Genomic DNA, 20,475 nt, shown 5'->3' with positions numbered 1-20,475 from the left:
CTTCACCCGTGAAATTCAAATTATTAAGAGACGGTTTCTGTCTTGTTCAGAGAAATGGCTTCTTTGGTGTCTTCTGCCGGTGCCTTGTCTTTGTCAAACAGCATTAGCAGTGTTGGCAGGAATAAGAAGTCCACCACCAGCGCGAGGAAAATCACTAACGCGCTAAGCTGCCCCATATCGGCATTCAATCTAAAGCTGGACATCGCAAGAATAGAGAAGCCTGCGACAAGGACGACCGTGGTAATACCAAGTGCCCGACCTACTGTGTTGAAGGCGTAGCGAACGGCCTGTTCGGCGTCTTTGCCTTCTTTACGTGCACGTTGGTACTTGCTAAGGAAATGCACGGCATCGTCAACCACGATTCCCAGAGTCAAAGTCACAACTACCGAAAGACCAAGATTGATTTCACCGGAATACAGTGCCCACATACCAAATCCGATCACGGCAGGTGCCATGTTTGGAACCAGGCTGATCACACCCAGTCGGAAAGAGCGAAGCGCGAATATCATGAGTGCTGAAATCAGAATCAGAGTAATTGGCAATGTGGACAACATACTCGCCATGTTGGTCTCGCCAATATGAGCGAACATCAAGGTCGGGCTCGAAGCAGAAATGTCGTATTGCGGTGCGTTGGTCGCAAACCAGTCATAGATACGGTTTTCAATATCTACCAGCTCTTTACTGCCCAGATTTCGAGTCGTAAGCACCAATTTGACTGAAGACTTATCGACATTGATTTGGTTGTTAAGATCCAAGCCATATGGCAATGACATCTCGTACATCAACAGGTACTGAGCCGCCAGCTCTCTTTCCTGAGGAAGTGTGTAGTAGCTTTGGTCGTCACCATGCATGTTCTTATTCAGGCGCTTATACACATCCGCCAGAGACGCAACATGATCAGTTTCAGGTTGAGCGCGCAGCCAGTCTGTAAATTCACCCAGAGTAGTCAGGAATGTAGGGTCAGCAATACCCTGAGACTCGCCTGTCTTAATCGCGATGTTGATATTGGTCATGCCAGAAATATGTTCTTCCATGAAGTCCGCTGCCTGACGGAACGCACTGGTCTGGTCGAAATACTTCACTGATTCATCGTTGATTTTGTTTTGTGGAACCAGCGCAGCGGATACTGCGATGACAACCACGGAAAGTGGAAGCAGCACTTTACGTTGACGGACAACGAATGCGCCAAATTTGTCCATGTAAGTCGCTTTGTTTTGAGCTTGAGGTTTGACCTTAATTGGCAACACCTTCAATAGTGCTGGCAGTAGAGTTACCGACAGAATACAAGCGATCATCACACCCAGAGCCGCCAGATTACCAAAGTCACGAAGCACCGGAGAGTCGGACATATTCATCATTAAGAAGCCGATTGCCGTCGTTACCGAAGTAATCAGAATTGGCATGAAGTTCAGCCAGATACTGTGAGAAATGGCTTCAGACTTACTCTTACCTTCCAACATTGCCTGACGCATTGTCGCAATGACGTGAACACAATCCGCCACGGCAAGAGTCAGTACGAGTGTGGGGATATTAACTGTAGCCGTGCTGAGGAACATGCCCGCCCAGCCAGACAATCCCATGGTTGCCGTGACAGAACCAATGATAACCACCAGCGTTGCCACCACGCTTAGGAAAGAGCGCAACATGATTGTCAGGAAAACCAAGACCACAGCTAGCATTGCCGGGACCAGTGTGGAGGTATCATTCTGGGCAGAGACCATAAAGGCATCATTCATTGCCACTATACCTGCTTTATGGAAAGTGACGCTCGGGTATTGCGCCTGATATTTCGCAAGCAGCTGATCGGCAAATGCGACAACCTGAATAAGTTCCGCGGTTTCGTCTATTTTAGGCAGCTGTAATGTGATGTTAACTATGGTGACATCACCACTTTCAGACACAACGGATTTAAGCAAAACGGGCTCTGAAAGTGCAATTTGCTTAACCTTTTCAATTCGTTCCTGCGTTAGCTCATAGTCTTCTAACAACAGGTCTTCCACTAGAAGATCGTCTTCAAACGCTTCGGTATGCTGATAGTTAGATAAAGAATCCACTCGGCTAGAAAACGGAACTTGCCATGAATCTTCGGTGAAGTCTCTAACCAGGTTTAGAGTTTCAGGAGTGAAGACATTGCCATCGGCGGGTGCAATAACAATGGCGAGATTATCGGTTTTATTAAAGGTAGCTTGAATCTCTTCAAAAGCCTGGAGCTGTGGGTTGGCTCCATCAAAGAAGATATTGTAGTCCCCTCGGAAATATAAATTTTTACCGCCAATAGTGGCGACAACCAAAAGTATCGTTGTTAGAAGAAGTACCCATGGCGTGTGGCTAATAGGACTTCTCAGTAACCTTGTAAGAAGGTTTTGTTGAACTTTCATCACACTCTCCGTTTGTGACGTTTCGTCATTTATCTGTAATATTAAACCAGCTCAAGCTGGTCTCATCTACTCTGCTAGATCGATTTGCGGAATAATCCCGCAATCTCGTGTCTTTCTTGACGAATCGTCACTGAAGAGTCTAAATAAACCCACTTTCGTGGGTTTCATCTGGGGCTTATAGGGTTATCGACCGATTGATTCCAGGTAGGCAATCTCTTCGGCAAATATCTCCTGCTCTACCTTTTGACAGGTTTTGCGGTAGTCCCACTCAGTAGACAATGGTTTCCACTGAAGTCCATCCAGTACAATGTTGGAATTCTGGAGTACAGAGAAAGGGTCTTGCAAGCGGGTAATACAGTAACTGTTAGTAGAGTTCTTCGCCAATGCGTTCGAGCCAAATGCCACCGACCAATTCGCAAAGACAATTGCATCAGAGCTTAAGCCTGGACCGTATTTCAAATCCCCGACTTCTACTGCTTTCTGAACCAGTTTGTCAGCGCCATCAATAACCTGCTCTTCCAGATCATTAAGCTCTTTCACTCGTTCAGGTGATGCTTTCTCCAGTACCCATGGTGTTTTGGCGGTAATCACGCAGTCTGATAAAACGGGCTCTAACCGAACATAGATTCGATATGCTGTATGCATTGCCATCACTTTCTCTCGAGTGTTGCCATCAAAGGTCAATGCCCGATTAAACATCATGGCTTCTTTTTTCAAAGAATGAATGCAAAGCGCTAAGATCACGTCTTCTTTACTGCAAAAGTGATTGTAGATAGTACCTTTAGAGTATGGACTACGGGCAGTAAGCTTATCCATAGTGAAGTTCGCAAAGCCTTGCTCTTTCACCAGCTCTTCCGCTAACTTCGTCAGTTCCATTTCTCTGTTTGCAATAGCCTGTTGCTTCTTCGTCATCGACAAAGCGCATTTCGACTTCGCATTTTTACTGTCTTTACTACAACCAAAACCGAACATAGGTCTTTCACCGTATAATTTACACTTGCTCCTATCTCATTGTATCACGTCCAGTATTCCTGTATAGGACGACAATTCATGACGATACGTCATTTATGACACTTCGTCATAATAGTTTATTAGATAAACATAGCAAGCGTTTTTTATGATTTAATGAGATTTAATTCGTCTGATAAATAGAAAAAGGAAACTCGCATGGTCAGGAAGGTGAATTGGCTTATCGCTACTGCTGTATTTTTGGCAAACCCAGCGATTGTTGCTAAAGAGAAGTTTGAGTTATCGAAAATAGCAGAACTGACTGGTGTACCGTGGGGGCTAGCATTTATTGACGAGCAAACGCTGATTGCTACAACAAGAGACGGTAAAGGTTACATCCTGAATGTAGATAATGGCAGCACGAAAGCTTTGACTGGTTTGCCCGATGTTTACGCCAGAGGTCAAGGCGGTTTGATGGACGTAGCTGTGTCTCCTCAAAGCGCCAACACGCTTTATTTTACTTATAGCAAGAACCAGTCTGGGGGCGCTGCCACTACGTTAGCTTCAGCAACACTAAATGGAACAGAGCTGACCAACTGGACAGACTTACTGATTACCGATTCAGTCACCAGCACAACCCGACACTTCGGCAGCCGAATTGCATTTGATAATAGTGGTCACCTGTTTTTCAGTGTGGGTGATCGAGGTGAACGCCCAAATGGTCAGGATGTGACAAATCATGCCGCCACCATTCTTCGTTTGAAGCTAGATGGTTCATTACCCAGCGACAACCCAGACATCTCATCTAACGCAAAACCGGAAATTTGGAGCTACGGTCACCGAAACCCCCAAGGGTTGTATTTTGATTCAAAGACTAGTGCATTGTGGTCTGTCGAACACGGACCGCGTGGTGGCGATGAAATTAACCTGATACAGAAAGGCAAAAACTATGGCTGGCCCGTAACGTCTCACGGTAAGGAATATTGGGGTCCCATTTCTGTCGGAGATGCTAAAGAGAAAGAAGGCATTGAATCTCCGAAGAAAGTGTATGTTCCTTCAATCGCACCAAGCAGCTTGGTTCTTTATCGAGGTGAACACTACCCTTCTCTCGATGGCAAGATCTTAATTGGTGCGTTAAAGCTCACGCACATCAATGTGGTTAATCCTAACGGCTTTAGTGAAGTTCGCTTGTTTGAAGATCTGGGTGAGCGCATACGTGCAATCGCGATATCACCTAGTAAGCACCTGTATTTCAGTACCGACAACGGGAATATCTACAGAGTTGAACCTTCAAAGTAAATATATGAATTAACTTAATAACAGGTAGTTGATGAAGTAACCAATCGACTTCACACCCATAGAGCAACAGGGGTAATCACTCCTCCTACCCCTTGTTGCTAGTGGTCTTAAATATTGTTTGAGGCCTTCTCTCCTGATAGTATTCGCGTCCTTTAATTTTTACCCCTTATGAGGCACTTGCCTCTGCTGTTTTGGAACACCCATGCGTTTTTATATTTCTTATCAAAATGGTGGCTTGTCGTGAGTACACCAAAAGGACAACTATTAACCCGAACACTTGCCATGCCAAGCGACTGCAATGCTAATGGCGACATTTTTGGTGGCTGGATAATGTCTCAGCTTGACTTGGCTGGCGGAATCTTGGCAAAAGAGATTTCCGGTGGACGCATCGTAACCGTGTCAGTCTCCAGTATTGCGTTCAAAAAGCCCGTTAAAGTGGGTGACGTGGTTTGTTGTTATGGCGAATGCTCCAAAATTGGTAGAACGTCCATGAGTATAGAGTTGGAAGTATGGGTGAAACCCGTAAAAGAAGATGGCGTAAAAGATCGTTTTCAAGTGTGCGAAGCCACATTTAACTATGTCGCCATCGACAGCAATGGAAAGCCTCGCCCGATTGTTACTAACTAAGATCTGTTGAGACAATACGATAAGGCACTACATCATTTTTAGCAGGGAACACTATGATTACATACCAATATGGAGGGTCGCGCTTTAATTATCGCAGTGCCGCCGTAATATTTCATCAAGACCATGTCTTGCTTCATAAGAGCAGCCGAGATGATTTTTGGTCATTACCCGGTGGTCGTGTTGAGCTTTTCGAACATTCCGATGAAACCCTGTCACGAGAGCTAAAAGAAGAAATTGGCTTAGATTCTTCTGTCAGAAGATTGCTGTGGCATATGGAAAACTTTTATCTTTACCGAGAGCAAAAATACCACGAGCTTTGTAACTACTTCCTTGTTGAACTGGACACTCCGGAGGCGATTCCATTTGGTGCTTCAGTCCCCGGGATAGAAGAAGATAATGACCTCATATTTCGCTGGTTCCCATTAAGCGAAATAGATTCGATGATCATTTACCCTACGATCTTAAAGAAGAAATTCAAACAAATTCCAGATTCGACAGAATTGCTAAAAGCTAATGAGCTCCCTGCTTAAGAAAAAGAGTGCTTTAATGTAACGATTAGAGCGCTACATTGCCAAAGTCGGATCAATATCTCCTTGTTATTTAAACGCTTTATTCATGAACAATTAATATGAATGAAGCATGCCGCAACTAGCATTGTGGTCGAATTAGCCCAAGCCTTTTCGTATGGCTGGGTTTTAAATAACAAGAAGGGATACTCACAGATGTCTATTAAATACTTGTTCGTGCTTTTGGGGGTGTTAACCCTGACAGCATGTGACGACAACAAAGAAATGCTATTCGATTATGGTTCTGAATGGCGTTATCTGGATACGGGGTACGCCCCTGATTCGGACTGGAACCAAACTGACTTCAACGACACCTCATGGAAACAGGGAGAAGGTATCTTCTCCTACGGTTACGACCACCCGGCAGACGGCAATACCGCTCTGACCGATTACAAAACTCTCAGTTTTCCCGACAAAACACCAAGCGCTTACTACTTCCGTAAAACCGTTAAGGTAAACAACATTCTGACTTTGAAAGATGTTTATCTGAAAATGAAGATTGATGACGCCGCCGCTATCTACGTTAACGGTGTGGAAGTGGCTCGTTCCCCTCTTCTAAAAAGAGATGAAGTGCTCACCAATACCACCAAGCCACTTCGCTATTCCAAATATGGAGAAGAAGCCGAAAACATATTTGTGTTGCCCGCTAAGGCCTTTGTTGAAGGTGAGAACACCATAGCGGTGACAGTATTTAATCAGGTTTATCATTCAACGAATGACGTTCAGTTTAACGCCTCTCTAACGGATACATTCCAGTATCTTGGCGAACCTGATGGACCTTACGTCACGCTTTTATCTGACGACAAAGTGCGCGTAGAAACATTGGATAAACGAGGACATAAAGAGAGAACCTACTACAGTGCCTCCAAAGCAAGAGTTATCGTTAACTTGCCGGGTGGGCTCGGCAGTTTCCGAGTTAACCTGAGAGACGACTACACGCCACCAGCATACCAATACAACAAGCCTTCAGAGTATTTTGTTACGTCTGATCTGGAAGGTAACATCGAGGCATTGGTGTATATGCTGATTCAGGCGGGCATCATGGATGAAGACTACAACTGGACTTATGGTTCTGGACATCTTTACCACTTAGGTGATCTGTTTGACCGTGGTGAATACGTTACCGAAAGCTTATGGCTTTTCTATCACCTAGAAGGTCAGGCAAGGAGCATGGGCGGTGATGTTCACTTTATTCTGGGCAACCATGATTTGATGAACTTCTATGGCGATTTCCGTTACGTTAATGCCCGTTACTTTGAGAATGCCAGCTTAATGGGGAAAACCTTCCTGGAGCTTCACAACAAAGATACCGTACTTGGTCAGTGGCTTCGCTCTAAAAACATCATGGAGGTCGCTGGCGACACATTATTTGTGCATGCCGGGTTTAATAACGATCTGATCACTGCGCTAGAGAACAACACCTTGCCTTTAAGCGACATCAATCCATATGGGCGTCAGCATATGGACGCAGGATACATCCGATATGATGACCAAGGTAAGCTGATTAAAGATGCCTACTATCTCCCTTCACGACTTTACTGGGATCGCTCTGTGCCTCGTGAGTCCCTTTCGCAGGAACGTCTGGAGCAAGGGTTGGCGGCGTTCAATGCAGAGCAGGTGATCATTGGTCATACCGTATTTGAGAAACCTTCGTACCTATACAATTACAAAGTAATCGCCGCAGACGTTGATCATAAAGATAACTTTGAACTGGAAGGTCGGGTACAGGGCTTAGAATATGTGAATGGTGCCTACAATCACTTTATTGCAGACAAGGTGTCTGGTGTCTCTCGTCTGCCTGTACAGCTACTTCCGTCCACACCATAATTCAAATTAAAAACACCTCAACGCCCCTTACATCATGATGGGGCGTTATTCGGTAAAACTCATCTATAAAACTTTTCTCGTTGAAACTCACACTTTTACGTCAAGTAAAAGCAAATATCTTTTATAGAACAAGATCTTTACGTTGAATCGGTTTAGTATCTCCCTAACCGAAACAATTGGAATGGGAAGTCTTACTATGTGGTACGTGATTTTTTCTCAGGACGTTGAGAACTCACTGGAAAAACGCCTGAGTGTTCGTCCGCAGCATTTGGAGCGTCTTCAAAAATTACAAGATGAAGGTCGCTTGCTTACCGCAGGTCCAATGCCTGCTGTAGACAGTAATGACCCAGGTCAGGCTGGCTTTACTGGTTCTACTGTTATCGCCGAATTTGATTCGTTAGAAGCTGCGCAGCAATGGGCAGATGCCGATCCTTACATCGAAGCGGGCGTTTACGAAAAAGTTATCGTCAAGCCATTCAAAAAAGTGTTCTAGCTTTATGTCGAAATATTCAATTGCAAAAATTGCAGGTACCGCCCTTTTATCCATTGGGCTTCTGGCGGGTTGTGCTTCATCCGACGACAAGCAATCTCAAATTGAACTGATTGCCCAGCACCGCGCGAGCGTGCTTTCTGCTGGCCTTCCATTAGAGTTTGGCGCGTTAAACGTCATGAAAGCTTCTTCAAAAGGCGGCGTGGTTGAAATACTCATGCTCTACAACCAGGATCAAGGCAAAATTGCACCTCAGGAACTGATGCACAATGCGGTGCGTTATTACTGTTCCAGTAACGAGGTAAAAACCAATCTGGAACAAGGGGTGCGTTACCGCTTGATGCTTCGCAATGCCCGCGGTCAGTTGATTGTTGATCAGGCTGTTGGTATCGAAACCTGCGAAAGTAAGTAACCTGAACTCGGGATAAGTAATTTAGCTTGTAGAGCCATGCGCTTTCGAAAGCATGACTGCACTGAACATCAAAACCTGAGCACTCGCTGCTCAGGTTTTGTATTTATGAAGCAAAGGTTTGGGAATGTGGCAATAATCGTTAGGGAAACGGGTTAGTCTGTCCTGATGTTCGTCGTCACTCGCAACAAAATTGTTCAGTGGTAACACTTCCACCGCAATCTTTTCTGCGTCTTTTCGGTTGCTAATGTAGCGTTTTGCCTGTTCCAGATGCGCCGATTCAGTACTGTAAACACCCGTACGGTATTTCTCCCCTACATCTTCCCCTTGCTGATTCACACTATACGGGTCGATTATCTCAAACAAATAGCCCATTAACTGAGTAACGTTAACTTGCTCAGGTTCAAACAGAATCTTCACGCACTCTGCGTAGCCATCGTATTCACTTTGCGTGGTATTCGTTTTCCCGTTTGCTCTACCTGCCTGAGTGGAGACAACACCGGGCAGATGCCTGACAAACTCCTGAACTCCCCATAGGCAACCGCCTGCAAGATAAATTTCTTCCGTTCTTTTCATTCGCATTGTTTCAATTGTTCGCTCTGCAATGAACCTTACTCGATCACTACCCTGTTATGCCAGCAGGAATAATCCAAATCCTCCACCTGAATTGCTCATTAAAACGGCGACCTTCTGTTATTTAGACAAAAATGAATCACTTTCAGCGTCTTAAAGTTAAATTTTTGAAATTTTAAGCCATAATTGAAAGGAAACTGTCTTGAGGTTGGTCTGGTATTTCGAAGACTCGAGTCTTGTACTCAAGCTTTTTTCAAATCATTAAGGGGATTCGTTTCTCAAACGAAATTTGGATTCGCAGGGTGGTCTCAAGGTGTTGGAGTCGTCGCCAGGGAATTTTCCACACCCTAGCATTTACATTTAAAAGGATAATCATGAAAAAGCTCATTTCTTCTTTGTGCATTGCATTGCTTTCGCTACCTACAGTAGCTTCAGAGCAGTGGAAGGACATTGAAATGAAAGCCCGAGGTCAAACCGTTTTCTTCCATGCGTGGGGAGGAAGCCAGCAAATAAATAACTACCTTCGCTGGGCAGACAAAGAGTTACAGCGTCGATACGGTGTTGAGTTAAAACATGTAAAAGTGACCGACATTGCAGAAACCAGCTCTCGTCTTCTGGCAGAAAAAACCGCAGGAAAGAACAGTGGTGGTAGCGTCGATATGGTTTGGATTAACGGTGAGAACTTCAAATCCATGAAGACCAACGAACTGCTACACGGTCCGTTTGTCGATCAATTGCCTAGCTGGGAGTTTGTCGACAAGTCTCTACCTGTCGACAGCGATTTCTCTGAACCGACATTAGGCTTAGAAGCGCCATGGGGTGTAGGACAGCTGGTGTTTATTCATGACTCTAAACGCCTGAACAACCCACCAGCGAACTTTGCTGAGCTGTTAAGCTACGCACAAGCGTATCCAAACCGCATTAGTTACCCGAAACCACCTCAGTTCCACGGCACTAGTTTCCTAAAAGCATTGCTAATTGAACAAACAAACAATGATCCGCGCCTGATGAAGCCAGCAAACGACGTCGATTTTGCACAGGTGACTGAGCCTCTTTGGCAGTACCTGGATAAGCTTCATCCAAACGCTTGGAAGAAGGGTAAGCAGTTCCCATCCGGCTCTACAGAAACTTTCCAGCTGTTAGATGATAACCAGTTGGATCTGGCGATTACCTTCAACCCGAATGCCGTTTTCTCCGCACAGAATGAAGGCACGCTTGCGGAATCAACTAAGGCATACGCGATGGAAACAGGTGCATTGTCCAACATCCACTTCCTGGCTATTCCGTGGAATGCGAACGCAAAAGAAGGGGCAAAAGTTGCCATCAACTTCCTGCTTAGCCCTGAAGCACAATCTCGTAAAGGTGATCTGGACATTTGGGGTGACCCGTCCGTACTAAAATCTGTTCACCTGACAGGCAGTGCGAAAAACACCAAGCTATATAAATCTGTTGCTGAGCCTCACCCAAGCTGGCAGGTAGCTTTGGAAAAAGAGTGGCTTAAACGCTACGGTCAGTAATCTAACTCCTCCCTCTTTGAGGGAGGAAAACGACAGAAAGTCATGATGTTAAGACTCCTATATTTATTGATGATTGTTGTATGTATCGCGCCAACCGTTCCCGGTTTTGTCGGCGTGATACTCTCATCAGTTAACTACATCCCTCCTCTTGGCTATACCTCACCTTCGGTGAACGGGTTTGCTGCTGTCTTTGAATGGAGTGGTGTCTGGGAGTCTATTTTCCTGACTCTGTTTACAACATTAGTCAGTACCATTCTGGCGTGTTTATTTACCTTCTTTATCTTGCAGGCATCCTGGCGCTCTACGTTCTGGCGTAAAGTTGAATTTACCTTGTCGCCTTTGCTGGCTTTGCCACATGTTGCTTTTGCTATCGGGTTTTCATTCCTGTTTGCACCTACCGGAATGATCGTTCGGGCACTTCACCCTCTGCTTGATATGATGCCGATATTTGGCAGTACACCATGGGACTTCAACATTGTTCACAACCAGCAAGGTTGGGGATTGATTGCGGTTCTGACCCTAAAAGAGATTCCTTTTCTGTTGCTGATGAGTATTCCTATTCTGCAACAGTTGAAAGTCAACAAAACTACTCAGATCGCACACAGCCTGGGTTATAACGACGCACAGATGTGGTGGAAGTGCATATTCCCACAATGGCTGCCCAAACTGCGTTTTCCTCTGCTGGCGGTATTAGCGTATGGTGCATCCGTGGTTGATCTGTCGTTGATTGTTGGTCCTACCAACCCACCTACGTTTGCCGTCTTGGTTTGGCAGTGGTTTAACGATCCTGACCTTGCGCTCTTACCTCGCGCCGCAGCAGGAGCAGTAATTCTATTCTTGGTGTGTGCGTTACTTATCGCCGTATTGCGAGGCATTGAAACGGGTGTCGTTAAGAAGTGTCGTAGCTGGCAGTTTTCTGGGCGCTTTGGTTTACGAGTTCCCGGTAAAACCTTCTTTCTTGCGACGACAGCCATTGCGTTTATGACCCTACCACTAATGGTAATCTGGAGCTTTGCTCAACGCTGGCGTTTCCCTGATCTGTTCCCAACCAAGCTGAGCGAACGCTTTTGGGCAACAGAATGGGAAGGCATTGTACCGACTATTTTGGACAGCCTGTCGATAGCCATTATTTCTTCTACCATTGCGCTGATTCTGGCATTGATTGGACACGAATATCGCCTGCGCTATCGCATGCATGTACCGGGTTTCATCATCGCAATTCCGATGCTGGTACCTCAACTCTCCATTTTGTTTGGATTACAGATCACTACCCTATTGTTTTCTACCGATGCTTACTATTTCTGGGTATGTTGGGCGCACGTATTCTTCGCGTTCCCCTATGTATTCCTTTCACTAGACGGTCCATGGCGCAGCTACGACAATCGCTTAACTCAGGCAGCACTAAGCCTGGGCAAATCCCCATTCCGTGCCTGGTGGTCGGTAAAAGCGCACATCCTTTTCCCGGCGATTATTTATGCTTGGGCGGTGGGTATCAGTGTCAGCCTTGCGCAATACCTGCCGACGCTGATGTTAGGCGCTGGCAGAATTGCCACCATCACGACGGAAGCCGTTGCTCTGACCAGCGGGCACGATCGCCGAGTTACCGCAATTTATGCTCTATGGCAGGCGTTATTGCCATTGATTTTCTTCTCGTTTGCAATGCTGACGAACCAATTACAAAACAGACGTTTACGTCGTACACAGATAGTAAGGACTCAAAGCCTTCATGACGCTTCAGCTAACAAACCTCGTCATCCATGACAGGCACAATAAAGCTCTATTTAATCCGGTTTCCTTTGAGGTAAAAGACGGAGAAGTCTTCACATTAATGGGACCAAGTGGCTGTGGTAAATCCACATTGCTTAGTGCGATTGCAGGGCATTTATCCGATGACTTCTCCTTTGATGGGGCTATTCAGATCGAGGGGAAAGACGTGGGTAAAATCAGCCCACATCTTCGCCGAGTCGGATTCCTGTTTCAGGATGATTTGCTTTTCCCTCACCTGAACATCTGGGAAAACTTGGCGTTTGCATTACCAAACACCGTGAAAGGTCAGGCTCGCAATCAGCAAGCTATGCAAGCACTAGAAAAAGTCGGTTTGGCAAAGCTGGCGAATTCCTTCCCGAATCAGGTTTCCGGTGGTCAGCGTGCGCGTGTGAGTTTGCTAAGAATGCTATTGGCGCAACCAAGAGTTGCTTTGCTGGATGAACCGTTTAGCAAGCTTGATAAAGACTTACGAGTTCAATTCCGTGAATGGGTTTTCCAGCAGTTAAGAGAAGCCAATATTCCAACTTTGATGGTGACGCACGATGAAGCCGATGTGCCAGTCAACAGTTCGTGTTTAAGTTGGCCATGGGAGAATGCTCATGCTTGATAGATTCAGCGTAAAAGTGATTCGAGCGCCGCTTAATCTTGTGGCGCAATCATTGGACAACCTCAACATCACTGCCAATCAGGCAACGTTTGTCGGGTTTCTGCTTGGTTGTCTCGCACTCCCCGCCCTGGCTTTGCAGGAATATGGCTGGGCGCTGTTCTTTATTGCTTTAAACAGAATTGCCGATGGCGTAGACGGAGCATTGGCAAGAAGACACGGGATTACCGATTCAGGCGGTTTTCTGGATATTAGCCTGGACTTTCTCTTTTACTCTCTGGTCCCTTTTGGATTTGTACTTGCAGATCCGGAAAGCAACGCCATCGCTGGCGCATTCCTGATCTTTTCATTTATCGGAACAGGCACCAGTTTCCTTGCATTTGCAGTAATGGCAGGCAAACATCAAATCGATAACCCGGTTTACACTAACAAATCACTGTATTACATGAGCGGCATCACCGAAGGGACAGAGACCATCGCCTGCTTCGTTTTCTTCTGCCTGTTCCCGCAGTACTTCGCAGTAATCGCCTTCGTATTTGGTTCACTCTGCTGGATAACCACCTTCACTCGCATCTGGTCTGGTTTCCATACGTTGAAGAATATTGAGTTGGAGAAGAGTCAAAAAGTTAGTGCTACTGAGCCTCAAGGAACTGGTGCTGAGTAAGAATAGAGTACTAGCTGTAAACCAATTGAATACATGAATCTAAATAGATAAATGTCACTCACAAGGCGTATGTTAACAGAGAGGCTTCGCGCCTCTCTCCTTCAACAAAGTCACCCTTTTAAACCGCCACAGGCTTTTTCTCTCGGTTGCTGATCTTCTTGGCTCGGCGGATCGCGGATTTCTTAGAGACTTTCTTTTGAGCAGCCTGAAATGATTGCGCTTGCTTGAGTTCTTTCTTGGCTTTTTTTAGCTTTGATCTGGCTAGGTTAGCGGCTTCTTCCGCTTTTGCTGCTTGCTCCATCGCGCGTTTGGCTTCTTCAGCTGCAGCTCTGGCTAGCTGAGCCGTTTTTTCCACTTCTTTTTCGCTTTTCTCGAACAGTTTTTTAAGCTTCTTTAGTTCCTTTTCAGCCATGGGTTACTCCTTATTTTTATTTCTATTACGGTTTATCTCGTTAGCCTGCATTTGTCATATTTTTTGGGCTGCCCACAATTTGAGGGTCGAGCTGATTAACGACATCGTGATCCTTACCTGGGTAATCAATTAAGCTTAAGAAATGACGCATACAGTTGATTCTGCCGCGCTTTTTGTCATCTGAGCGAATAATGGTCCATGGTGCGTCTTTGGTATCGGTGTGGAACATCATTGCATCTTTCGCTCGACTATAATCGTCCCACTTCGAAAGAGACGCCATATCCACCGGGCTCAGTTTCCACTGTTTGAGCGGATCATTCTGGCGTGATTTAAAGCGGCGGAACTGCTCTGCCCGGCTCACCGAGAACCAGTATTTGAATAAGCGAATGCCTGAATTCGCCAGCATGCGTTCCAGCTCTGGGGTTTGGCGCAAAAACTCAAGGTATTCGTCATCGCCACAGAAGCCCATCACTTTTTCAACACCTGCCCTGTTGTACCAGGAACGGTCGAACATGATAATTTCACCCTTGGTTGGCAAGTGCTGAATGTAACGCTGGAAGTACCATTGATTCCTTTCACGGGCATTAGGTTTTTCTAACGCGATCACGTGTGCACCACGAGGGTTCAGGTGTTCCATAAATCGTTTGATGGTTCCGCCCTTACCCGCCGCGTCTCGTCCTTCAAACAAAATGACAATACGCTCGTTATTCTCTTTTACCCAACCCTGCAGCTTGAGCAGCTCAATTTGCAGCTCGTGCTTGTGGCGTTCATATTCCACTACGTCCATCTTGGTTTTGTAGGGGTATTCTCCATCTGCATTCCAAGGGATTTTGCCGTTTTTGGCATTTAGGTCGAACAGAATTTCAGAGGACTTTTTCTTCTTCGATGGCTTTTCATTTTTGGTTGTCTGAACAGCAGACAAAGGGACTGAATTGGCTTGATTCATAGACTGCGCATTCCTTTTCACTGGCTTGCCTTTTTGTAGGCGACTGACGTATCTATCAGCTTATACCCATATCAATATAACTTCTGTTTATTCACCTTAATTATGCTATGGTTATCCATGTAAATTAAATGTTATTATTCTATAACTTCAATAACTTTTACTTATAGACATGAATTTGATTCAACTTAAACTTTTCAGTGACTTAGCAAGAGAACAGAGCTTTGTGAAAGTGGCAAAGTTGAATCATATTAGCCAGCCAGCAGTTAGCGTACATGTTAAAAAACTTGAGGATGCGCTTGGTCAGCAACTCCTTTCCCGAACTTCACAAACCACTCAACTCACCCCCGAAGGTTTACTGATATTGGAAGATGTCAGGGAAATTCTTCGACTATGTGAAAACATCAAAATTAAGTCCAATTACAGTGCCGGTGTTCTTGAAGGGCATATTCGAATCGCGGCTATTCACAGTGTGGGAATGTACGAATTGGGAGACTTTCTTTCCGGTTTTATGAAAGCCTTCCCTAAGGTGTGTGTCCACTTAGAGTACGAGCACAGCGAAGCGATTTATGAAGCGGTCAGGAAAGAACAGATTGATATTGGTATCGTCGCTTACCCTAAACCAAACCATTTGATCGAATCTATCCCGTTTTCTGAAGACGAACTGGTCTTAGTTACCGGGAAAAAGCACAAACTCAATGGTAAAAAATCGGTTTCTATCAGTCAGCTTAAAGGTGAACCCTTCGTCGCGTTTGGTGAACGCATTCCTACCCGTGTTGTGATAGACAAGCTCCTTGCCGAAAAGGGTATTGATGTAAACATTCGAATGACCCACAACAATGTGTACACGTTGAAAAAAGCGGTAGAAGCTGAAATAGGTGTGTCGATTTTGCCAAATGAAACGGTAAAGGAAGAGGTCGCTAAAGGTACGTTGCATAAAATCAACATTACCGACATCAACTCTAAGCGACCGTTATCCATTATTCGGCTGGCGTCGAAAGACATTTCGACGCCACTGGAAGTCTTTATTAAAGAGCTTTTGAGTTTCGCTCAGAAGTAATTTACAACGCGATCTGTTGTATGCCAGTTGCCAGTCGGGTTACCGCTTCTTTAAGCTCGTCTTCGCTCGCGTTGGTGAAATTTAACCTGATTGCGGGCTTCTGCCCTTCAGGACTGGGGTAAAACACAGGGCTTGGTACGACTGCAACGCCCTTTTCCAACAAAGCTTTTGCCAGAACGTAGGTATCACATTCCGGTAATGTTGCCCAGACAAACATCCCACCATCGACGCTTTGCACATTGCAGCCTTCTGGCAGTTGCCTATCCAACTCTGATTTTAGGCATTCATAACGTTTGCGATAAAGGCTACGGATTGAAGCTAGGTGATCATCGAACCCATTATGAGTGAGCAAACCTAACAGTACTTCTTGCATTGGCACGCTAGAATGCAAATCCGCCCCCTGTTTGATTTTAAGCAGCGGTTCAATGTAGCTTTGCTTGCCAGTTACTACGCCCATCCTTAAACCCGGTGAAGCAATTTTGGAAAAGGATCTAAGGACAATTGAGTGCTGAGGGCAGAACTCAGACACCATTGGCAACATTTCCCCACGAAACCTCAGCTCTCGGTACGGTGCATCTTCAATAAAGGCAACATTGTACTCTTCACACAGGCTCGCCACAGCTTGCCTCACTGACAGCGACCAGCAAACTCCTGTCGGGTTGTGGAAGTCAGGAACCGCGTAAAACATTTTTGGCTTTTCAGAAGCAAAGTAAGATTCCAGCTCCGTAAGATCAGGACCACACTCATTCTGTGACACCGTCACTATATTCGCTTGCACTAAACCGAATACCTGCATTGCGCCGAGGTAACTTGGTGCTTCCATAACGACGGTATCCCCCGGATTTACATAAGCTCTCGCAATCAGGTCTAACCCTTGCTGCGAGCCTGTGCATACCATCGCTTGATGCGTATCAGGAAGATTGAAAGCCTGCTCCAGGTGTTCAAGCAATGGCGGATAACCCGCCGTCAAACCATATTGAAAAACAGCGGATTTCTCGGTCAAGCTTTCCAGAACTGGCTTCATTAGTGCAATAGGAAACGTTGATTCGTCCGGTAAACCACCAGCCAGCGATATGACATTTTCGTCGCTTGCCGCGCTTAGAATTTCACGGATATAAGACGATTGGATCTGTTTTAATGATTGTGCGACTTCCATTTGTTTCTCATTGCAGCATTGAATTCTGTATTAGATATACCCAAGTAACCTCAAGGTGCAGGATTCAGAGCCTCATATTCTGTTTCAATTCAAGGAAGAGAACGCAGTGGAATGACCCGTCCTTTCCAAGTTCTTTGACGATGAAGTGGGACAGAATATAGGCTCCCAAGGGCGAGTTTAACTGGCTTTCATACTGCGTTACCGATTCTTAATTTAGAGCCACTAGATCTTCAAATCGGTGTCTTGTCTGAAAGCCAGTTAATTCTCGCTGAAACGAGCATCTTGAGGTTACTTGGGTATAATATGACCTATTGCGAAAACATGTTTGTCCATTTATGCTCTTCATTATGTCCGTTTATGCTTTTTTAGAATTTTGAGCTATCAACATACCTCTAGGATGAATGATGTTCTGTTCCACATTCATCAAGACATAAGTAAGACGCATTCTGTAAAGGAATTGATGTCGATTGCGGCCTATTCTGAGCAGCATTTCCACCGTGTGTTTAAGGAAGTGGTTGGCGAACCCATACATCAGTACATTCGCCGGGCGCGCATGGAATACGCTGCCAATCAGCTCATGTTTGATACCTCTTCTCCTATTCTGGATATCGCTAACAACTGTGGTTTTTCTTCTCTTTCTTCCTTCAATAAAGCTTTCAAGGCAACATTCGATATGTCACCGGGCAAGTGGCGTAAACACGATCTACAGGTATCCGATAAACCCTATTTGAAAGATCCTGAAATCGCAGCGGGCTACAAGAGGGTAGCAAGCCGCCCTCTTCCCGTTCCGAAAATAAAGGAAGTCCCAGACAGAATGGCGGCGTATGTTCGCCACAATGGTTACAGCCGTTCGATTCGCAATGCATGGCTAACGTTGCAGGCGTGGACGAAAAACGACGGGCGAGATTTTTCGCAACAGTTTGGCTTACACCATTCAAACCCAGCGTGGGTGGAGCTGGATCAGTGTCGATACGTTGCATGTGTGGGCATTTCAGAACCCCTGAAATATCGCGGAGTCGTCAACCAGATGGTGATTCCCGGCGGCTTACACGCAGTATTTAAACTCAAAGGCATCTACGGGGAACTGCTTCCTCAAATAAGCACAGTGCTGGAAACCTGGCTTCCACAATCTGAGTTTAAGCTTCGTTCTACACCAGCTTATGTTCACTATCATAAAAACCACTTTCTTAGCGAAGATGAAGCATTTGAATTGGATTTCTACCTTCCCATTCGTTTTTTCTAGACATGTCATTGATGAGCAAGAAGATGCATTTTAATTGCTAACACATCAAGTCGTCATAATTGATATTTTGCTCATTAATTAGACGTACGCACCAAGCCGGGGATCAATTCGTTGCCCTTTTAATGAAAATTGTTATCATCGCGAATAATAGTCGGGGAGCCTTAGGCTGAGATCGCATAGCGAGACCCGTTGAACCTGATTCAGTTAACACTGGCGTAGGGAACTATGAATCTTACTGTCGATGGGTTGATCTCACTACCATTCCATTCTTTAGTCAGAAGAGTTCCTGCTCGCCTGTATTGCGGGAGCACTTATGACCACACAAAACAGCCACCCTTCCCCCACAGGTGTGAATACGCCAATCGTACTTACTATTGCTGGTTCCGACAGTGGTGGTGGTGCCGGCATTCAGGCAGATATCAAGGCCATTTCAGCAACGGGCAGCTTTGCTTGTTCAGCTATCACGGCAATTACATCTCAAAACACACAAGGCGTTTCCGCGATTTTCCCTATCCCACTAGACCATGTGGAAAGCCAACTAGACGCCGTATTTACCGATCTCAATATCGCAGCTGTCAAAGTCGGCATGCTGGCAGATTCGGGCATCATTAAAGTGGTTGCCAACAAAATAAAGCAGTACAAACCAAAATATCTGGTGGTTGACCCGGTTATGGTTGCAACCAGTGGCGATCTGCTTCTCGAACAAAGTGCTATCAGCACCTTGAAAGCGGAGTTATTGCCGCTTGCTGATGTCATCACCCCTAATCTGCCCGAAGGCGCAGCCTTAACCGGTAATCCAGTGCCTGAAAGTGAAGCCGATATGGAAAGCATGATTGACCAACTTCGCTCTCTGGGTTGTCAGTCGGTACTGCTCAAAGGCGGGCATTTAGAAACCAGTGAATACAGCACAGATTTATTGATATTTCCTGACAAGGTTGAATCGTTAAACGCCAAACGTGTCGATACTCAAAACACTCACGGCACAGGTTGTACGCTCTCTTCCGCTATCGCCTCTTATCTCGCTCAGGGCTATGAACTGCCAGAAGCCGTCAAGCTGGGTAAGTACTACATATCCAATGCCATCGCTCATGCCGATGAACTGGATATTGGTCAGGGACATGGTCCGGTCCACCACTTTTTCCCCGGACATGAAGATGTACGCTGAAGCTTCGAGTTTTACGACTCTTGCAAAGGATAAAGCGTTCATCGCGTTAGAAAATGGTGAACTGCAATATCTGGATGCCGAAACGCCAACATTAGCCGACCTGAATATGCGATTTCCTGTCGGGTACTGGACGTGCATTCTTGGAAGAAGCGGTTGCGGTAAATCGACTCTGCTTCGCCATTTTGCAGGGCTTCTCAACGCCAAAGCCAGCTGGAAAGGTGCGCTGTTGTTGGAAGACCAACAAGGCATAAAACACCCTTTGTCGGTTGACAATGAAATCGCGTATATGGGGCAGCAAGATTTACTGATGCCCTGGCTATCCGCATTAGACAATGTCTTGCTCAGCACACGATTTGGCAAGCAATTGAAAGGCAAAGAAAGCCAGAAAAAAGCACTGCATTTACTGGAACAGGTCGGTTTGGCAGACCAAAGGGATCTCCTTCCACAGCAATTATCTGGTGGCATGCGACAACGTGTTGCTATCGCCCGAACTCTGATGCAGGAAAAACCCATCGTTCTAATGGATGAACCCTTTTCGGCGTTGGATGCAGTAAATCGTCACAAGCTTCAAAACCTGGCACATCAGCTACTTCAAGATAAAACCGTGTTACTCATTACCCATGACCCGCACGAAGCCATTCGACTGGCTTCCAAGCTATACGTGATGCAGGGCGCTCCTGCCTTTGCTCACGCTATGGAATTACCTCAATCCGATATCCCAAGAAAACTGGATGCCGAGTCCGCCAAGCTTCAACAAAGCATTATTGAAAAGCTGGAGAAAGACTATGAGTAACGTAAACCAGCTTTCTACCGTTGCCAGAGCCATT

General features: G+C 45.7%; 20 protein-coding genes and 1 riboswitch. Of the genes, 14 read left to right on the top strand and 6 right to left on the bottom strand.

The window, feature by feature from the left end:
• Positions 1-23: 23 nt before the first annotated feature.
• Positions 24-2,378 (bottom strand): efflux RND transporter permease subunit, encoded by a 2,355-nt coding sequence (locus INR79_RS08035; RefSeq protein ID WP_223096741.1) that lies wholly within the window; start codon positions 2,376-2,378, stop codon positions 24-26.
• A 183-nt stretch (positions 2,379-2,561) separates the two neighbouring features.
• Positions 2,562-3,350, bottom strand: a complete 789-nt coding sequence (locus INR79_RS08030; RefSeq protein ID WP_223096739.1) for a TetR/AcrR family transcriptional regulator — start codon at positions 3,348-3,350, stop codon at positions 2,562-2,564.
• A gap of 195 nt (positions 3,351-3,545) precedes the next feature.
• Here INR79_RS08030 and INR79_RS08025 point away from each other — a divergent pair, with 195 nt between their 5' ends.
• From INR79_RS08025 to INR79_RS08000, 6 genes are all read left to right on the top strand, one after another.
• A complete protein-coding gene (locus tag INR79_RS08025) occupies positions 3,546-4,625 on the top strand; it encodes a PQQ-dependent sugar dehydrogenase (RefSeq protein WP_223096737.1) in 1,080 nt (359 codons plus the stop codon).
• A gap of 177 nt (positions 4,626-4,802) precedes the next feature.
• Positions 4,803-5,252, top strand: a complete 450-nt coding sequence (gene yciA / locus INR79_RS08020; protein ID WP_223880394.1) for an acyl-CoA thioester hydrolase YciA — start codon at positions 4,803-4,805, stop codon at positions 5,250-5,252.
• Between the two features lie 53 nt (positions 5,253-5,305).
• Entirely contained in the window at positions 5,306-5,782 is a 477-nt protein-coding gene (locus tag INR79_RS08015) for an NUDIX hydrolase (RefSeq protein ID WP_223096736.1), read from the top strand.
• Positions 5,783-5,974: 192 nt separating this feature from the next.
• Positions 5,975-7,645 (top strand): metallophosphoesterase, encoded by a 1,671-nt coding sequence (locus INR79_RS08010; protein ID WP_223096735.1) that lies wholly within the window; start codon positions 5,975-5,977, stop codon positions 7,643-7,645.
• Positions 7,646-7,841: 196 nt separating this feature from the next.
• Complete coding sequence (locus INR79_RS08005) at positions 7,842-8,138, top strand: YciI family protein (RefSeq protein WP_004398618.1); 297 nt, start codon at positions 7,842-7,844, stop codon at positions 8,136-8,138.
• 4 nt (positions 8,139-8,142) lie between these two features.
• Positions 8,143-8,547 carry a GspS/AspS pilotin family protein gene (locus INR79_RS08000; RefSeq protein WP_223096734.1) on the top strand — a complete coding sequence of 135 codons (405 nt, stop codon included), beginning with the start codon at positions 8,143-8,145 and terminating at the stop codon, positions 8,545-8,547.
• A 90-nt stretch (positions 8,548-8,637) separates the two neighbouring features.
• Here INR79_RS08000 and INR79_RS07995 read toward each other — a convergent pair whose 3' ends face one another.
• Positions 8,638-9,120, bottom strand: coding sequence for a peptide-methionine (S)-S-oxide reductase (locus INR79_RS07995; RefSeq protein ID WP_038123840.1), 483 nt, complete (start codon positions 9,118-9,120; stop codon positions 8,638-8,640).
• Between the two features lie 371 nt (positions 9,121-9,491).
• Between INR79_RS07995 and INR79_RS07990 the strand changes: the two genes are divergently transcribed.
• The 4 genes from INR79_RS07990 to INR79_RS07975 are packed head-to-tail and all read left to right on the top strand — an operon-like array spanning position 9,492 to position 13,669.
• On the top strand, positions 9,492-10,634 hold the full coding sequence (locus INR79_RS07990; RefSeq protein WP_004398615.1) for an ABC transporter substrate-binding protein: 1,143 nt from the start codon (positions 9,492-9,494) through the stop codon (positions 10,632-10,634).
• A 45-nt stretch (positions 10,635-10,679) separates the two neighbouring features.
• Positions 10,680-12,395: an ABC transporter permease gene (locus INR79_RS07985; RefSeq protein WP_223096972.1), complete on the top strand. Its 1,716-nt coding sequence runs from the start codon at positions 10,680-10,682 to the stop codon at positions 12,393-12,395.
• The gene (locus tag INR79_RS07980; protein ID WP_022550446.1) at positions 12,361-13,008 is read left to right on the top strand and encodes an ATP-binding cassette domain-containing protein; all 648 of its coding nucleotides are present in this window, start codon (positions 12,361-12,363) and stop codon (positions 13,006-13,008) included. The genes INR79_RS07985 and INR79_RS07980 overlap by 35 nt, the downstream gene beginning before the upstream one ends.
• Positions 13,001-13,669, top strand: coding sequence for a CDP-alcohol phosphatidyltransferase family protein (locus tag INR79_RS07975; protein WP_223096733.1), 669 nt, complete (start codon positions 13,001-13,003; stop codon positions 13,667-13,669). Before INR79_RS07980 ends, INR79_RS07975 begins: the two co-directional genes overlap by 8 nt.
• A 118-nt stretch (positions 13,670-13,787) precedes the next feature.
• On the opposite strand, the gene INR79_RS07970 is transcribed toward INR79_RS07975, so the two are convergent.
• Positions 13,788-14,081, bottom strand: a complete 294-nt coding sequence (locus INR79_RS07970; protein ID WP_022550445.1) for a hypothetical protein — start codon at positions 14,079-14,081, stop codon at positions 13,788-13,790.
• Positions 14,082-14,121: 40 nt separating this feature from the next.
• The gene (gene ppk2, locus INR79_RS07965) at positions 14,122-14,868 is read right to left on the bottom strand and encodes a polyphosphate kinase 2 (RefSeq protein ID WP_223880397.1); all 747 of its coding nucleotides are present in this window, start codon (positions 14,866-14,868) and stop codon (positions 14,122-14,124) included.
• 328 nt (positions 14,869-15,196) lie between these two features.
• Here ppk2 and INR79_RS07960 point away from each other — a divergent pair, with 328 nt between their 5' ends.
• Complete coding sequence (locus INR79_RS07960; RefSeq protein ID WP_004398607.1) at positions 15,197-16,084, top strand: LysR family transcriptional regulator; 888 nt, start codon at positions 15,197-15,199, stop codon at positions 16,082-16,084.
• 1 nt (position 16,085) lies between these two features.
• Here INR79_RS07960 and INR79_RS07955 read toward each other — a convergent pair whose 3' ends face one another.
• A complete protein-coding gene (locus INR79_RS07955) occupies positions 16,086-17,240 on the bottom strand; it encodes a PLP-dependent aminotransferase family protein (RefSeq protein ID WP_223096732.1) in 1,155 nt (384 codons plus the stop codon).
• A gap of 373 nt (positions 17,241-17,613) precedes the next feature.
• On the opposite strand from INR79_RS07955, the gene INR79_RS07950 reads away from it, so the two are divergent.
• The 3 genes from INR79_RS07950 (at position 17,614) to INR79_RS07940 (ending at position 20,441) form a co-directional block, all read left to right on the top strand.
• Positions 17,614-18,483, top strand: a complete 870-nt coding sequence (locus INR79_RS07950; RefSeq protein WP_223096731.1) for a GyrI-like domain-containing protein — start codon at positions 17,614-17,616, stop codon at positions 18,481-18,483.
• Between the two features lie 142 nt (positions 18,484-18,625).
• Positions 18,626-18,722, top strand: a riboswitch (TPP riboswitch).
• 74 nt (positions 18,723-18,796) lie between these two features.
• The gene (gene thiD / locus INR79_RS07945; RefSeq protein ID WP_223096730.1) at positions 18,797-19,648 is read left to right on the top strand and encodes a bifunctional hydroxymethylpyrimidine kinase/phosphomethylpyrimidine kinase; all 852 of its coding nucleotides are present in this window, start codon (positions 18,797-18,799) and stop codon (positions 19,646-19,648) included.
• Positions 19,638-20,441 (top strand): ABC transporter ATP-binding protein, encoded by an 804-nt coding sequence (locus INR79_RS07940; RefSeq protein ID WP_262415393.1) that lies wholly within the window; start codon positions 19,638-19,640, stop codon positions 20,439-20,441. Before thiD ends, INR79_RS07940 begins: the two co-directional genes overlap by 11 nt.
• Positions 20,442-20,475 lie beyond the last annotated feature (34 nt).

This window comes from Vibrio sp. SCSIO 43132, assembly GCF_019904195.1.
Classification (GTDB): Bacteria; Pseudomonadota; Gammaproteobacteria; order Enterobacterales; family Vibrionaceae; genus Vibrio; species Vibrio nigripulchritudo.
This window is presented reverse-complemented; position numbering and strand designations above follow the sequence as displayed.

Coding starts and splice junctions, on each gene's coding strand:
- INR79_RS07975 (WP_223096733.1), top strand. CDS start 13,001: ATGCTTGATAGATTCAGCGTAAAAGTGATTCGAGCGCCGCTTAATCTT.
- ppk2 (WP_223880397.1), bottom strand. CDS start 14,868: ATGGACGTAGTGGAATATGAACGCCACAAGCACGAGCTGCAAATTGAG.
- INR79_RS08010 (WP_223096735.1), top strand. CDS start 5,975: ATGTCTATTAAATACTTGTTCGTGCTTTTGGGGGTGTTAACCCTGACA.
- INR79_RS07970 (WP_022550445.1), bottom strand. CDS start 14,081: ATGGCTGAAAAGGAACTAAAGAAGCTTAAAAAACTGTTCGAGAAAAGC.
- thiD (WP_223096730.1), top strand. CDS start 18,797: ATGACCACACAAAACAGCCACCCTTCCCCCACAGGTGTGAATACGCCA.
- INR79_RS07940 (WP_262415393.1), top strand. CDS start 19,638: ATGTACGCTGAAGCTTCGAGTTTTACGACTCTTGCAAAGGATAAAGCG.
- INR79_RS08030 (WP_223096739.1), bottom strand. CDS start 3,350: ATGTTCGGTTTTGGTTGTAGTAAAGACAGTAAAAATGCGAAGTCGAAA.
- INR79_RS08035 (WP_223096741.1), bottom strand. CDS start 2,378: ATGAAAGTTCAACAAAACCTTCTTACAAGGTTACTGAGAAGTCCTATT.
- INR79_RS08005 (WP_004398618.1), top strand. CDS start 7,842: ATGTGGTACGTGATTTTTTCTCAGGACGTTGAGAACTCACTGGAAAAA.
- INR79_RS07995 (WP_038123840.1), bottom strand. CDS start 9,120: ATGAAAAGAACGGAAGAAATTTATCTTGCAGGCGGTTGCCTATGGGGA.
- INR79_RS08015 (WP_223096736.1), top strand. CDS start 5,306: ATGATTACATACCAATATGGAGGGTCGCGCTTTAATTATCGCAGTGCC.
- INR79_RS07960 (WP_004398607.1), top strand. CDS start 15,197: ATGAATTTGATTCAACTTAAACTTTTCAGTGACTTAGCAAGAGAACAG.
- INR79_RS08000 (WP_223096734.1), top strand. CDS start 8,143: ATGTCGAAATATTCAATTGCAAAAATTGCAGGTACCGCCCTTTTATCC.
- INR79_RS07985 (WP_223096972.1), top strand. CDS start 10,680: ATGTTAAGACTCCTATATTTATTGATGATTGTTGTATGTATCGCGCCA.
- INR79_RS07980 (WP_022550446.1), top strand. CDS start 12,361: ATGACGCTTCAGCTAACAAACCTCGTCATCCATGACAGGCACAATAAA.
- INR79_RS08025 (WP_223096737.1), top strand. CDS start 3,546: ATGGTCAGGAAGGTGAATTGGCTTATCGCTACTGCTGTATTTTTGGCA.
- INR79_RS07955 (WP_223096732.1), bottom strand. CDS start 17,240: ATGGAAGTCGCACAATCATTAAAACAGATCCAATCGTCTTATATCCGT.
- INR79_RS07990 (WP_004398615.1), top strand. CDS start 9,492: ATGAAAAAGCTCATTTCTTCTTTGTGCATTGCATTGCTTTCGCTACCT.